Annotated in this window: 12 protein-coding genes; 5 read left to right on the top strand and 7 right to left on the bottom strand. The window is 64.3% G+C overall.

All coding sequences use genetic code 11. The annotated features are described in order from the left end of the window. Positions 1–63 precede the first annotated feature (63 nt). From fadA to ACZ899_RS10820, 3 genes are all read right to left on the bottom strand, one after another. Entirely contained in the window at positions 64–1,239 is a 1,176-nt protein-coding gene (gene fadA / locus ACZ899_RS10810; RefSeq protein ID WP_028692741.1) for an acetyl-CoA C-acyltransferase FadA, read from the bottom strand. A gap of 31 nt (positions 1,240–1,270) precedes the next feature. After that, on the bottom strand, positions 1,271–3,418 hold the full coding sequence (fadB, locus tag ACZ899_RS10815; protein ID WP_050704828.1) for a fatty acid oxidation complex subunit alpha FadB: 2,148 nt from the start codon (positions 3,416–3,418) through the stop codon (positions 1,271–1,273). A gap of 473 nt (positions 3,419–3,891) precedes the next feature. After that, a complete protein-coding gene (locus tag ACZ899_RS10820) occupies positions 3,892–4,329 on the bottom strand; it encodes a hypothetical protein (protein WP_203647461.1) in 438 nt (145 codons plus the stop codon). Between the two features lie 110 nt (positions 4,330–4,439). Between ACZ899_RS10820 and ACZ899_RS10825 the strand changes: the two genes are divergently transcribed. Beyond that, entirely contained in the window at positions 4,440–4,883 is a 444-nt protein-coding gene (locus ACZ899_RS10825; RefSeq protein WP_186733471.1) for a universal stress protein, read from the top strand. Positions 4,884–4,965: 82 nt separating this feature from the next. On the opposite strand, the gene ACZ899_RS10830 is transcribed toward ACZ899_RS10825, so the two are convergent. Continuing rightward, on the bottom strand, positions 4,966–6,897 hold the full coding sequence (locus ACZ899_RS10830) for an ATP-binding cassette domain-containing protein (RefSeq protein WP_234562011.1): 1,932 nt from the start codon (positions 6,895–6,897) through the stop codon (positions 4,966–4,968). A gap of 207 nt (positions 6,898–7,104) precedes the next feature. Between ACZ899_RS10830 and ACZ899_RS10835 the strand changes: the two genes are divergently transcribed. Continuing rightward, positions 7,105–9,033: a transglycosylase SLT domain-containing protein gene (locus ACZ899_RS10835; protein ID WP_234562009.1), complete on the top strand. Its 1,929-nt coding sequence runs from the start codon at positions 7,105–7,107 to the stop codon at positions 9,031–9,033. Positions 9,034–9,099: 66 nt separating this feature from the next. Here ACZ899_RS10835 and ACZ899_RS10840 read toward each other — a convergent pair whose 3' ends face one another. Together ACZ899_RS10840 and ACZ899_RS10845 are read right to left on the bottom strand one after the other, a co-directional pair. Beyond that, on the bottom strand, positions 9,100–9,903 hold the full coding sequence (locus ACZ899_RS10840) for an MOSC domain-containing protein (protein ID WP_234562007.1): 804 nt from the start codon (positions 9,901–9,903) through the stop codon (positions 9,100–9,102). 40 nt (positions 9,904–9,943) lie between these two features. After that, positions 9,944–10,873 carry a chemotaxis protein CheV gene (locus ACZ899_RS10845; protein WP_050704823.1) on the bottom strand — a complete coding sequence of 310 codons (930 nt, stop codon included), beginning with the start codon at positions 10,871–10,873 and terminating at the stop codon, positions 9,944–9,946. A 338-nt stretch (positions 10,874–11,211) separates the two neighbouring features. Between ACZ899_RS10845 and ACZ899_RS10850 the strand changes: the two genes are divergently transcribed. From ACZ899_RS10850 to ACZ899_RS10860, 3 genes are all read left to right on the top strand, one after another. Then, positions 11,212–11,712 (top strand): histidine kinase, encoded by a 501-nt coding sequence (locus ACZ899_RS10850; protein ID WP_110738562.1) that lies wholly within the window; start codon positions 11,212–11,214, stop codon positions 11,710–11,712. Between the two features lie 378 nt (positions 11,713–12,090). Next, on the top strand, positions 12,091–12,987 hold the full coding sequence (locus tag ACZ899_RS10855; protein ID WP_110738535.1) for a sensor histidine kinase: 897 nt from the start codon (positions 12,091–12,093) through the stop codon (positions 12,985–12,987). Continuing rightward, positions 12,977–13,636 (top strand): response regulator, encoded by a 660-nt coding sequence (locus tag ACZ899_RS10860; RefSeq protein WP_203647467.1) that lies wholly within the window; start codon positions 12,977–12,979, stop codon positions 13,634–13,636. Before ACZ899_RS10855 ends, ACZ899_RS10860 begins: the two co-directional genes overlap by 11 nt. On the opposite strand, the gene yegS is transcribed toward ACZ899_RS10860, so the two are convergent. After that, the gene (yegS, locus tag ACZ899_RS10865; RefSeq protein ID WP_234562005.1) at positions 13,620–14,507 is read right to left on the bottom strand and encodes a lipid kinase YegS; all 888 of its coding nucleotides are present in this window, start codon (positions 14,505–14,507) and stop codon (positions 13,620–13,622) included. The genes ACZ899_RS10860 and yegS overlap by 17 nt on opposite strands. Positions 14,508–14,659 lie beyond the last annotated feature (152 nt).

Consider the following 14,659-nt stretch of genomic DNA (forward strand, 5'->3'; position numbering starts at 1 on the left):
GAACAAATCCTGTAAAAAACAAAAGCCGGGGCACATGGCCCCGGCTGCTGTCCCGCAACGCGATCAGACGCGTTCGAAGACAGTGGTGATGCCTTGGCCCAGGCCGACACACATGGTGGCGACGCCCAGGGTACCGCCATTCTGCTTCATGACGTTGAGCAGAGTGCCGGAGATCCGCGCACCGGAGCAACCGAACGGGTGGCCCAGAGCGATGGCGCCGCCGTGCAGGTTAACCTTCTCATCCATCTTGTCGAGCACTTTCAGGTCCTTCAGCACCGGCAGGGCCTGTGCGGCGAAGGCTTCGTTGAGCTCAAAGAAGTCGATGTCGGCGATGGACAGGCCAGCGCGCTTGAGGGCTTTCTGCGTCGCCGGAACCGGGCCGTAGCCCATGATCGCAGGGTCCACGCCGGCCACCGCCATCGAACGGATCACCGCCAGTGGCTGGATCCCCAGGTCCATGGCGCGCTGGCCGGACATGACGATCATGCACGAGGCACCGTCGGTGATCTGCGACGAGGTACCCGCGGTGACGGTGCCACCTTTGGGGTTGAACGCAGGCTTGAGCGACGCCAGGCCTTCGAGGGTGGTTTCCGGGCGAATGGTCTCGTCGTAGTCGAAGACCTTCAGGAAGCCGTTCTCGTCGTAACCCTGCATCGGGATGATCTCGTCCTTGAACTTGCCTTCGACCGTCGCCTTGTGGGCGAGCTGGTGCGAACGCAGGCCGAACAGATCCTGCTGCTCACGGGTGATGCCGTGCATCTTGCCGAGCATCTCGGCGGTCAGGCCCATCATCCCGGAAGCCTTGGCGGCGTGCAAGGACATGTGCGGGTTGGGGTCGACGCCATGCATCATGCTGACGTGGCCCATGTGCTCGACACCACCGACCACGAACACATCACCATTACCGGTCATGATCGCCTGGGCGGCGGTGTGCAGCGCGCTCATCGACGATCCGCACAGGCGGCTGACGGTCTGGGCGGCGGAGGTGTGCGGGATCTGGGTCATCAGCGAGGCCATGCGGGCGATGTTCCAGCCCTGCTCCAGGGTCTGGTTGACGCAGCCCCAGATCACGTCCTCGACTTCCTTCGGATCGACCTTGTCGTTGCGCTCCAGCAGCTTGCTGATCAGGTGCGCGGACATGTCCTCGGCACGGGTGTTGCGGTGCATGCCACCCTTGGAACGGCCCATCGGCGTGCGACCGAAGTCGACAATCACCACGTCTCTTGGATTCAGGCTCATATCAATATTCTCGCTCTAGCTCGTTGGGCGCTCAGTTGAAGAAGCGCTGGCCGTTCTTGGCCATTTCGCGCAGCTTCGCAGTGGGGTGGTACAGCGGCCCCAGGTCGGCGTACTTGTCGGCCAGTGCGACGAACTCGGCGACCCCGATCGAATCGATGTAGCGCAGCGCGCCACCACGGAAGGGAGGGAAACCGATGCCGTAGACCAGGCCCATGTCGGCTTCGGCGGCAGTCTCGACGATGCCGTCTTCCAGGCAACGCACGGTCTCCAGGCACAGTGGCACCATCATCCAGTTGATGATGTCCTCGTCGCTGACTTCACGCTGTTCGAAGATGACCGGCTTGAGCACGTCGAGCACGCTGGCGTCGGCGACCTTCTTCGGCTTGCCGCGCTTGTCGGTCTCGTAGGCATAGAAGCCCTTGCCGTTCTTCTGGCCCAGGCGGTTGGCCTCGTAGAGGGCGTCGACGGCGGAGCGACGGTCGTCCTTCATGCGGTCCGGGAAGCCTTCGGCCATCACGTCGCGGCCGTGGTGGCCGGTGTCGATGCCGACCACGTCCATCAGGTAGGCCGGGCCCATCGGCCAGCCGAACTTTTCCATGACCTTGTCGATGCGCACGAAGTCGACGCCGGCGCTGACCAGCTTGGCGAAGCCGCCGAAGTACGGGAACAGCACGCGGTTGACCAGGAAGCCCGGGCAGTCGTTGACCACGATCGGGTTCTTGCCCATCTTCTTGGCGTAGGCCACGGTGGTGGCGACAGCCACTTCACTGGACTTCTCGCCGCGGATGACTTCGACCAGCGGCATCATGTGCACCGGATTGAAGAAGTGCATGCCGACGAAGTTTTCCGGACGCTTGAGTGCCTTGGCCAGCAAGTTGATGGAGATGGTCGAGGTGTTGGAGGCCAGGATGGCATCTTCCTTCACCTGGCCTTCCACTTCAGCCAGTACCGCTTGCTTGACCTTCGGGTTCTCGACCACGGCCTCGACGACGATGTCGACGTTGGCGAAATCGCCGTAGGACAGGGTCGGGCGAATGGCATTCAGTGCCTCGGCCATCTTCGCCGGGGTCAGGCGACCCTTCTCGACGCGCTTGCCGAGCAGCTTGGAGGCCTCGTTCAGGCCCAGCTGGATGGCTTCCTCGCGGATGTCCTTCATCAGGATCGGCGTGCCCTTGACCGCCGACTGGTAGGCGATGCCGCCACCCATGATGCCGGCGCCGAGCACGGCGGCCTGCTTCACGTCGTGGGCGATCTCGTCGTGGGCCTTGGCCTTGCGCTTGAGCTCCTGGTCGTTCAGGAACAGGCCGATCAGGCTCTCGGCGACCGAGGTCTTGGCCAGTTTGGCGAAACCTGCGGCTTCGACTTCCAGGGCCTTGTCACGGCCGAAGTTGGCAGCCTTCTGGATGGTCTTGATGGCCTCGACCGGCGCTGGGTAGTTCGGGCCGGCCTGGCCGGCGACGAAGCCCTTGGCGGTCTCGAACGCCATCATCTGCTCGATGGCATTGAGCTTGAGCTTTTCCAGCTTGGGCTGGCGCTTGGCCTTGTGGTCCAGCTCGCCGCTGATGGCGCGCTTGATCAGGTCCAGGGCACCGGCCTGCAACAGCTCGGGGGCGACCACGGCGTCGACGGCGCCGACCTTCAGGGCGTCCTCGGCGCGGTTTTCCTTGCCCGAGGCGATCCATTCGATGGCGTTGTCCGAGCCGATCAGGCGCGGCAGGCGCACGGTGCCGCCGAAGCCTGGGTAGATGCCCAGCTTGACTTCCGGCAGGCCGATCTTGGCGCTGCTGGACATGACCCGGTAGTCGGCGGCCAGGCACATCTCCAGGCCGCCACCCAGGGCGATGCCGTTGATGGCGACAACGGTCGGCACCTGCAGGTCTTCGAAGTCATTGAAAATGCGGTTGGCTTCCAGGTTGCCGGCGACCAGTTCGGCCTCGGGCAGCTTGAAGTTGTCGACGAATTCGGTGATGTCGGCGCCGACGATGAACACGTCCTTGCCACTGCTGACGATCACGCCCTTGATCGAGGCATCGCCCTTGATCACGTCCACGGCCTGACGCAGCTCGTTCAGAGTGAGACGGTTGAACTTGTTGACGGACTCACCCTTGAGGTCGAACTTCAGTTCGACGATGCCGCTTTCAAGAGCCTTAACCGTGATGGCTTTACCTTCGTAAATCATCAACTGATCTCCACGATATGGAAGCTGAACAGTACACGTCGAACGCTGGTGCAAGAGCCGGTCTACCGGTCCCTCGCCCCAGGCACACCCGTCGACGCGCTAATCGGGATTCTGTAAGAGCCGTCTGACATACAAACGCTCAATTCATACGCCCGTTTGACTTGGGTGTGCACACATTCTCCGAAATGAACGGCGTTGTCAAATGCTCGCGAACACCGTGAAAACGCGACTTTCCAGTCATCTTCTACCCTCCGGGTACGAAAACTGATGACAGTGATCGCCGACCATTCATGTCAGCGATAGACCATCACCGACCGCGGACGGCGTTTTTTCTAAACGCATCCGCCAACGATGGCTACACTGGGGTTGCATGAAAGTGTTTCCGGCCTGCCTGGCCTTTTTCTGCGCTGCAGAACGCAAAACGGCGCGCAAGAGCATGGTTGCTCCTGCGCGCCGTTTTGCGTTGGCCAGGTTCAGGCGAGGGTATCGAGGGCCTGGGCAATATCCTGCAAAACAGATTTATCGCCCCGCTCGCTCCAGTACAGGGCGATCATGCGCCGGTCGGCCTCGACCTTGTAGACGGTTTCCGGCAGGCGGGCAAAGACCTCGGCCAGGCGCGGGTCCTCGCAGGGCTCGCGCCACTGGTTCCACCACACGCCAGGGGTGATCTGCCAGTAGCACCAGCAGTCTTCGCGGCCCTTGCGCCGTGCCCGGTGGTATTGCGGACAAGGGCTGGGCGGCTCCTTTTCCAGCCAGTGCGGCCACTGCTGCGGCGCCAGCTGCATGGCCAGACCCATGCGCCGGCCCTCCAGGCGCAGGCTCATCTGCTCGCCCTGCTTGCGCGACTGGCGCAGCCAGGCCAGCGGGCTGAGCATCAGCGCAAGGATTGACACCACCAGCCATACCGTCATATCTGTAGACCTTATAAAGCGTTGCAAATGAGCGGGTTATCCAGGATTCACGAACGCCCGGCCCGAAAGCGACCATACTTCTACTATCGCGATTGTCAGGAGTACTGCACATGTCCTATGAACATCTTCTGGTCGCCGTCGACCTGACCGAAGAATGCGACCCGGTGATCAAGCGGGCCAAGACCATCGCCCTGGCCAGCGGCGCCAAGGTATCCCTGGTGCATATCGTCGAACCCATGGCCATGGCCTTCGGCGGCGACGTGCCGATGGACCTGTCGCAGTTGCAGCAGCAACAGTTCGACCAGGCCAAGGAGCGCATGGAGCGCCTGTTCAACAAGTACCCGGACATCCAGCGAGGTGACTCGCATCTGGTCTATGGCCAGCCGCGCCAGGAAATCCATGAACTTGCCAAGAAACAAGCCTGCGACCTGATCGTGGTCGGCAGCCATGGCCGCCATGGCCTGGCGCTGCTGCTGGGCTCCACAGCCAATGACGTGCTGCACGGCGCGCCGTGCGATGTACTGGCGGTGCGCTTGCAGAAGAAGGCCGAGTAAGCCTGTAATCGCGGGGCAAGCCCGCTCCCACAAAGCCCGTCAGACAGGGCTGCGTGGGAGCGGGCTTGCCCCGCGATGCATTTCAGCCTTCCAGCTCGGCCCAGCGCTCCACCAGCACGTCCAGCTCGCCCTGCAGCTTCTCCAGCTTGGCCAGCACCGCAGAGGTTTCATCGATCGGACGCTGGTAGAAGTTCGAGGCGCCGACCTCTTCCTGCACCTCGGCAATCTGCCGCTCCAGCGCATCGATCTGCCCTGGCAACGCCTCCAGCTCGCGCTGCAGCTTGTAGCTGAGCTTCTTCTTGCTGGCATCGGCAGCGGGCGCGGCGACGGCCGCAGGCGCCTGCTCTTCCACCGGCTTGGCCACCACCGCACTGTTGAGTTCGGACTTGCCGCCCTTGCTCTCGGTCACGCCCAGCAGCTTCGGCGAACCACCCTGGCGGATCCAGTCCTCATAGCCGCCCACATACTCGCGCACGCGCCCCTCACCCTCGAACACCAGGGTGCTGGTCACCACGTTGTCGAGGAAGGCCCGGTCGTGGCTGACCATCAGCACCGTGCCCTTGTAGTTGGACAGCACTTCCTCGAGCAGCTCCAGGGTCTCGACATCGAGGTCGTTGGTCGGTTCGTCCAGCACCAGCAGGTTGGCCGGCTTGCTGAACAGCTTGGCCAGCAGCAGGCGCGCACGCTCGCCACCGGACAACGCCTTGACCGGCGTGCGCGCACGCTGCGGGCTGAACAGGAAGTCGCCGAGGTAGCTCAGGACATGGCGGTTCTGGCCATCGATCTCGATGAAATCGCGGCCTTCGGCCAGGTTGTCGATGACGGTCTTTTCCAGGTCCAGCTGATGGCGCATCTGGTCGAAGTAGGCCACTTCCAGCTTGGTGCCGCGCTCGACCTTGCCGCTGGTCGGCTCCAGGTCACCGAGCATCAGCTTGAGCAGGGTGGTCTTGCCGGTACCGTTGGCGCCGAGCAGGCCGATGCGGTCTTCGCGCTGCAGGACCATGGAGAAGTCCTTGACCAGTTTCGGGCCATCCTTGTGGGCGAAGCTGACGTCCTCCAGCACCATCACCTGCTTGCCGGACTTGTCCGCCACCTCGATAAGGATGTTCGCCTTGCCCTGGCGCTCACGGCGCTCGCCGCGCTCCACGCGCAATGCCTTCAACGCACGCACACGGCCTTCGTTGCGGGTACGCCGTGCCTTGATGCCCTGGCGGATCCACACTTCTTCCTGGGCCAGGCGCTTGTCGAACAGCGCATTGGCGGTGGCCTCGGCGGCAAGCTCGGCCTCCTTGTGCACCAGGAAGCTGGCGTAGTCGCCGTTCCAGTCGATCAGCCCGCCACGGTCCAGTTCAAGGATTCGCGTGGCCAGGTTCTGCAGGAAGGAACGGTCGTGGGTGATGAACAGCACCGCGCCGTTGAAGCCGTTCAGGGCTTCTTCCAGCCAGGCGATGGCACCGATATCCAGGTGGTTGGTCGGCTCGTCAAGCAGCAGCAGGTCGGGCTCGGACACCAGTGCCTGGGCCAGCAACACGCGACGGCGCCAGCCGCCGGAGAGCTCGGCCAGGGTCTTGTCGGCCGGCAGTTGCAGGCGGCTCAGGGTGCTTTCCACCACTTGTTGCAGGCGCCAGCCGTCGCGGGCCTCCAACTCGTGCTGGACGTGCATGAGCTTTTCCAGGTCCTCGTCGCCGTGGATGTTCTGGCTCAGATGGTGGTACTCGGCCAGCAGCTCGCCCACGCCATCCAGGCCCGCAGCCACCACGTCAAAGACGCTGCGCTCGTCGGCCACCGGCAGTTCCTGCGGCAGTTCGCCGATCTTGAGCCCCGGCGCGCGCCAGATATCGCCGTCGTCGGGCTTCTGCTCGCCCTTGACCAGGCGCAGCATGCTCGACTTGCCCGTGCCATTGCGGCCGATGATGCACACCCGCTCGCCACGGGCGATCTGCCAGGACACTTTGTCCAACAGCGGCATGGCGCCGAAGGCGAGGGACACATCGCTGAATTTGAGCAGGGTCATGATCATCTCCAAAAACCGGGCGCGCATTCTACCTGACTTGCCCCTTCACGGCATCAAAAGCCCATCACCGGCAGCAGGGCGTCGGATAACAACTCGATACAAGCACAGTGCTTTCACCGGCCACCGGCAAACGGCTAAGCTAGGCAGTAATACCCAACAGTGCTGGCTCCGCCGTCACTTTCCATGGTTCTACTGCCCGGACGTATCATGCGCAGCCGCCTGTTACAAATTGCTTCCTGCCTGCTGCTCACCGCCACCGCCGCGAGCGCCGCACAGGCCATCGATATCACCCAGCAGCGTCAGTACTATGACGAGGCCAAGCGCGCCCTGGCCAAGGGCGACAAGGGCCCTTACCTGCGTTACGCGCAGGCGCTGCGCGACTATCCGCTCACGCCCTACCTCACCTACGACGAGCTGACCGCCCGCCTGAAGAGCGCCAGCAACGAGGAGATCGAGGGCTTCCTCAAGGCCCACGGCGACCTGCCCCAGGCCAACTGGATGAAACTGCGCTGGTTGCGCTGGCTGGCCGAGCGCGGCGAGTGGAACACCTTCACCCGCTACTACGACCCCAAGCTCAATTTCACCGAACTGGACTGCCTCAACGGCCAGTACCAGCTCTCCCATGGCCTGCGCGCCGAAGGCTTCGCCACCGCCGACAAGCTGTGGAACGTCGGCAAGTCGCAGCCCACCGCCTGCGACACCCTGTTCGCCATGTGGGCGGCCGAAGGCCAGCTGACCGAGGCCAAACGCTGGCAGCGCGCCAAGCTGGCGGCCCAGGCACGCAACTACGGCCTGGCCAGCAGCCTGGTCAAGACCCTCACCACCCTCGGCCCCCAGGGCAAGCTGCTGATCGACGTGGCGCAGAAGCCCGAGCTGCTCAACCAGCCGTCGCGCTTCACCCCGGTCAACGAGGCCATGTCCGACGTGGTCAGCCTCGGCCTGCGCCGCCTGGCTCGGCAGAACCCGGAGCAGGCCATGGCGCTGCTCGACGATTACGCCCAGCGCATGCACTTCTCCCGTGACGAGAAGGTTGCCATCGCCCGCGAAATCGGCCTGACCCTGGCCCGGCGCTACGACCCGCGCGCCCTCGACCTGATGACCCGCTACGACCCCGAACTGCGCGACAACACGGTCAGCGAGTGGCGCCTGCGCCTGCTGCTGCGCCTGGGCCGCTGGGAGGACGCCTATGAGCTGACCAAACGCCTGCCCCAGGACCTGGCCAGCAGCAACCGCTGGAAGTACTGGCAGGCGCGCAGCCTGGAACTGGCCCAGCCGAACAACCCGCAGGTTCCGCTGCTATACAAGACCGTCGCCCGCGAGCGCGACTTCTATGGTTTCCTCGCCGCCGACCGGGCGCAGACGCCTTACCAGTTGAACAACAAGCCGCTGGCGCTCAGCCAGGCGGTGATCAACAAGGTCCGCAACACCCCGGGCGTGCGTCGCGCCCTGGAGTTCCATGCCCGCGGCCAGATCGTCGAGGGCCGCCGCGAGTGGTACCACGTCAGCCGTCACTTCAACCGTGACGAAATGGTCGCCCAGGCCCGTCTGGCCTATGACATGCGCTGGTACTTCCCGGCCATCCGCACCATCAGCCAGGCCCAGTACTGGGACGACCTGGACATCCGCTTCCCCATGGCCCACCGCGACACCCTGGTGCGCGAAGCCAAGGTCCGCGGCCTGCATTCGAGCTGGGTATTCGCCATCACCCGCCAGGAGAGTGCCTTCATGGAGGACGCCCGCTCCAGCGTCGGCGCCAGCGGCCTGATGCAGCTGATGCCGGGCACGGCCAAGGAAACCGCGCGCAAGTTCAGCATCCCGCTGGCCTCGCCGGCCCAGGTGTTCAACCCGGACAAGAACATCCAGCTCGGCGCCGCCTACCTGAGCCAGGTGCACGGCCAGTTCAACGGCAACCGCGTACTGGCCTCGGCCGCCTACAACGCCGGCCCTGGGCGCGTGCGCCAATGGCTCAAGGGCGCCAAGCACCTGAGCTTCGATGTATGGGTCGAGTCGATCCCGTTCGACGAGACGCGCCAGTACGTGCAGAACGTGCTGTCGTATTCGGTCATCTACGGGCAGAAGCTCAATTCACCGCAGCCGCTGGTGGATTGGCATGAGCGGTATTTCGACGATATGTGATCGGACCCTATCGCGGGGCAAGCCCGCTCCCACGGTGCGTGGGAGCGGGCTTGCCCCGCGATGGCACTATTCGAGGACCTGGACGGCCATCCCCACCTTGAGCTCCCCCTCGCCATCCACCGCCAGGTTCTGGCCAAACAGCACATCCCCTTCCTTCTCACGGAACGTCTTGAGCGTGGTCAACGGCTCACGGTCAGGGCTGCGCTCGCCCGTGGCGGGATCGAGGGTGGTGAGGATGCAGCGCACACTCGGCTTGAGCACGCGAAAGGTCATGTCGCCGATACGGATACGCTTCCAGCGGTCCTCGGCAAAGGCCTCGCCCCCCTCGACCACCAGGTTCGGGCGAAAACGCAGCATCTCCATGGAGCGCCCGACCCGACGGCTCAACTCATCCAGCGAGGCCTGGCCGATCAGTAGCAATGGAAAACCATCGGGAAAGGCTGCCCGGTCACTATTCAGGCCGTAGCCGCTGGGCAGGTAGCGGGCCCGCTGCACGGGGCAGTACACCAGCCTTACTGGCTTGCCCAGCAGCTCGCTGAGCCAGGCCGCGGCGGCATCGCCGGCATCGGGCACGCGCAAGGTATCGCGCCAGATGGTGACGCCGCGCAGGGCGTCGTCGGCAGGCGGCACGGGCACCTCCAAGGGTGCCCGCCCCGGCGCCTGGAGCAGCAGTTGGCCCTGCTCGCCATAATCGGCGCCAACCTGCCCCAGCCGGGGCCAAGCCCGCTGGGTCAGGAAGCGGCCATTCTCCTCCTCCACCACCAACCAGCGGCGGTCACCGTCCAGGCCCAGATTGCCGACCGCGGACGCTTGCAGGCCCTGGGCCCGCCCCGATTTCACCGGGTATCGATACAACGCACTCAGAAACATCCCTGCTCACCTGGTTTCCATGGAAAAACCAAGCTTACACCTAGGCGTGATCCATGTTCAGACGCTGACGCACAACATCCACCAGGCGGTCGGGCTGGAACTTGGACAGGAAGTTGTCGCAGCCGACCTTCTTGACCATGGATTCGTTGAAGCTGCCCGACAGCGAGGTGTGCAGCACCACGTAGAGGCCGCGCAGGCGCGGGTCGTTGCGAATCTCGGTGGTCAGCCGGTAACCATCCATCTCGGGCATTTCGGCATCGGTGAAGATCATCAGCAGCTTCTCGCAGACATTCTCCCCGGCGTCGGCCCAGCCCTTGAGCAGGCGCAGGGCCTTGAGGCCGTCACTGGCCACGTGCAGCTTCACCCCCAGTTGCGACAGGGTGTCGCGCAACTGCGCCAGGGCCACGCTGGAGTCGTCCACCAGCAGCACTTCGCGGCCACGCGCACGGGCCAGCACCGGATCTTCCAGCTTGTCGCGGGACACCTTGGCGCTGTACGGCACGATCTCGGCCAGCACCTTCTCCACGTCGATGACCTCAACCAGCTTCTCGTCGACCTTGGTGATCGCCGTGAGGTAGTGCTGGCGACCGGCGCTGGCTGGTGGCGGCATGATGGCTTCCCAGTTCATGTTGACGATACGATCAACGCCGCCCACCAGGAATGCCTGCACCGAGCGGTTGTACTCGGTGACGATGATGGTGCTGTCCGGCCCAGGCTGCAGCGGGCGCATGCCGATCGCCTGGGACAGGTCGATCACCGGCAGCGTCTGGCCACGCAGGTTGACCACGCCGCAGACGAAGGAATGGCGCTGTGGCATGAGGGTCAGCTTGGGCAGTTGCAGCACCTCCTGGACCTTGAACACGTTGATGGCGAACAACTGTCGGCCGGCCAGGCGGAACATGAGGATTTCCAGGCGGTTCTCACCCACCAGTTGCGTGCGTTGGTCTACCGTGTCGAGAATGCCAGCCATTGGAAAGCCCCCAGGCTTGAGTCGGGAAAAGTGGATGCATCCCCCTGTATCGGCGGATGCGCGCGCAGCTTGACCCCTGATGGAAAAAGCCGCGCCGGGTGATTGATATCACTTTACCATCATGCTTTACTGCTGCCACATCCCGCCGCGTCCGTCGCTCGCAACGAACGACCCACCTGAATCCTCATCAGGGAATCCCCTAGTAGCAATCGGGTGCAACCTGATGTTCGCAATATCCATTAGCCATTAATGTGACGCCATTCTCACTGCATGAACGGAGTCAGGCTTTTGCGAGCGATCATCTTGGTACGGCCAATCCCTGACCACGGGGCGCCATGATGGATAGCACACCACTGCACAACGCCGCCGTGGCGGCCTTTCTGCAGGACGCACAGGTCCTGCTGGCCCGGTCCCAGGAATGCCTGCAGCACCTGGAACTGATCGCCAACGACCCGGACGCCTGCCACAGTCTCACCACGGCACTTGATACCCTGGCCCGCCGTGCCGACGCGCTCGGCCTGCTCGAGGTCGCCCACTATGCGTTCGCCTTGCAAAAGCTGCTCGCGCCCACCTGTGCCCAGCAGCACCTGCACGGCAGCAGCCTGCCCGCACTGGACGCCTGCCTGACCCTGCTCGACTGGCAACTGGAGCTGCTGGACCCGCAGACCGGCCAGCTAGGTATGGACACCGACGAACAACGGCTGCTGCTGGGCGAACTGGCCACCTCCCTGGGCCAGCCGTCCACGCAGCTGTGCGCGGACTGCCAGCAGACAGGGGTGTACTGCGCCCACCCTCATACGGCAAGCACCGGCATCGACTCGCCCGACCGGCAACATTAAATGCAGCCAACTGAGTCACAACTAAGGTCGGCTCAGGATGAAACTTGCAAAGTTGGACAAGTTTTTCCAAATGTTTTTGCGAAGCGGGATTATTAGTTGCCCTGTGCGCATTGGAAACATCATTTAATAATGGCACTCTGCTAGCCAAGCCCTCGACCGCCAGGCCCGCCACAGCCCGGAAAATACGAGGTTTCAAGCAGTTATCCCCCCGCGACCAAATTCAATCAAAGTGATAACATGCGCCCACTCGAACATGCGCGCCCAGGTTATCGGGCGATTGGATCCGCATTCCGCACTTGATTGCAAGCGGGGCGGTAAAACCCCTGGTCAGACGTGTGCAATGCCCCTAACCGCTATAATTCAGTGGCTTCCCTATCTATGCTCCCACGCTTGAAGTTTCTCCAGCGTTGCCGCTCCAGCGTTGCCCTGCTGCGCTGGACGACCGCCCTGCTGTGCGTTGCATCGCTGGCGGCGAACCTGGTGGTATACCTGAGCACCCAGCCGCTGTCGGCCAGCCTGCTGCTGCTGCAACTGCTGGCGATGCTCGGCGTCGGCTGGCACCTGCGCCACTGGGCGCGTTCGATCAGCCTGCGCCCGGCGGAACTGGCCACGCGCATGCTCAAGGTGCAGGAGAGCGAGCGCCAGCGCCTGAGCCGCGAGCTGCACGACGATATCGGCCAGTTGCTGACCGCCGCCAAGCTGCAGGTCGACTGGCTGCAACGCCGGGTACCGGCCGAGCTGCAGGAGCACTGCAGCACCTTGCGCAGCACCCTGGACCTGACCCTGAGCAACGTGCGCGACGTTTCCACCATTCTCAACCCGCGCCAGCTGGCCAGCCTGGGCCTGGAGGCAAGCCTGCGCGCGCATCTGCTGCGCACCCTGGAAAACACCGAGGTGCACTGGAGCCTGGAATGCAAGCAGCGCCTGGGCGGCATCAGCGAAGAGGTGGCCATGGCCGCCTTCCGCATCACCCAGGAGGCGGTCACCAACATGTTGCGCCATGCCGGTGCCCGCAACCTGGTGGTTCGCCTGCAACGCACCTCGGCCGGCCTTGCCCTGTCGATCCACGACGACGGCGGCGGCTTCGTGCCGGCCCAGTCCCCCGCGGATTACGGCCAGCGCGGCATGGCCGGCATGCAGGAGCGGGTGACCGCCCTGCGAGGCAGCCTGACCATCACCAGCCAGCCCGGCCAAGGCACCCAGATCGAAGCCCTCTTTCCATGGCCACCCCGCAGCCAAGAACGCGCCAGGACCCCTGCCCCCGATGACCTGTAGATTACTGCTGGTGGACGACCACTCCCTGATTCGCGCAGGCGTCAGGGCACTGGTATCGGACATCCCCGGTTACACCGTGATCGGCGAGGCCGACGACGGCAGCCAGCTTCTGGACCACGTCCTGCGCCTGGCGCCGGACATCGTCCTGCTGGACATTTCCATGCGTTCGACCAGCGGTCTCGACGCGCTCACGCAATTGCGCGCAAACGGTTGCACCTGCAAGGTCCTGATCCTGTCGATGCACACCGACCCGGAAATGATCATGCGCGCCCTGGAAAGCGGCGCCCACGGCTACCTGCTCAAGGACACCACGGCCACCGAGCTGGAACAGGCGCTCACTGCGCTGCGCAACGACGAACGCTACCTCAGCCCGGCCATCGCCCACACCGTCATCAACCAGGCCCTGCTACGCGCGCAGAACGGCCGCCAGCCGAGCAGCGAAGGTCATAACCTGACGGGGCGTCAGCTGGAGATCCTGCGCCTGATCGTGCGCGGCAAGTCGACCCGGGAGATCGCCGCCGGCCTGGGCCTGTCGATCAAGACCGTGGAGACCCACCGCTCGCAGATCATGAAGCGCCTGCAGATCTACGACGTGGCAGGGCTGGTGCTGTTCGCCGTGCGCGAGAAGATCATCAGCCTGGACGACTGAGCAGCGGCGAGTCCGTCGGCAGGTGCACGCGCAACGCTCGTGGCATGACCTCGAAGCGCAGGCTGGCGGCCTGCAGCGGCTCGCCGTCGAGGTTCATGTCCAGCCCCTGGGCGCCCTTGATTTCCACCCATGGCAACCGCGCACGGACGAACAGCCCGTCGCCGGCCAACAGGTCGCGCAGGGCGCCGGCCATCTCCTGTGGCGCAGGCAGGATGCCGATGTCCAACAGGCCGTCGTCCACCGTCGCCTCCGGGCACAACACGTGCCCGCCGCCGGCCTGGCGGCCGTTGCCGATGCCCAGCGCCAGCAACTCGCCCTGCCACTGGAAACCGGGGCCCTGCAGTTCCACCGAGGCGGCCTGCAGTTCGCTGAAGCGTGACAGGCCGGTGAACAGGTAGGCCGCCGCGCCGAGCACTTTCTTCAGGTCTTCCGAGGTGTTGGCCGTGACCTGACTGCCGAAGCCGCCGGTGGCCATGTTCAGGAACAACTGGTCACCCACCCGCCCCAGGTCGATCGGCCGCGCCGGCACCTCCAGCAGGTCGAGCGCCGCCTGTGGCTCGAGGGGCACGCCGGCCGCCTTGGCGAAATCGTTGGCGGTGCCCAGCGGCAACAGCGCCAGGCTGGCCTGGGTAGCGGCCAGACCCATCGCTTCGGCCACGTCACGCAAGGTGCCGTCACCACCACCGGCCACCACCTGGCCATAGCCTGCGGCCAGGGCCTCGCCGACCAGGCGCTGGGCGTCGCCGCCCTCCCAGGTCAGCCGCACGTCCAGGGTCCAGCCCCGCTCGCGCAGCTGGCCCACCGCGGCTCGCACCTCGTCGTTGCCGGCCTGTTTGCCATGCAGGATCAACAGTGCCTTGCGCTCGCTCATGCCGTTCTCCCCGAATAGAAATGCCCTACCGCAATCTCGACCACTGCGACGAGCAGATTGCTCCCGGCGACGCCGAAAAACCGCCGCCTCACACAAATACCATTGAAAGCCGGCCGCCACAGGTGCATCATCTGACAAATATTTGGCCATCA

This window comes from Pseudomonas sp. TE31087, from assembly GCF_057284075.1.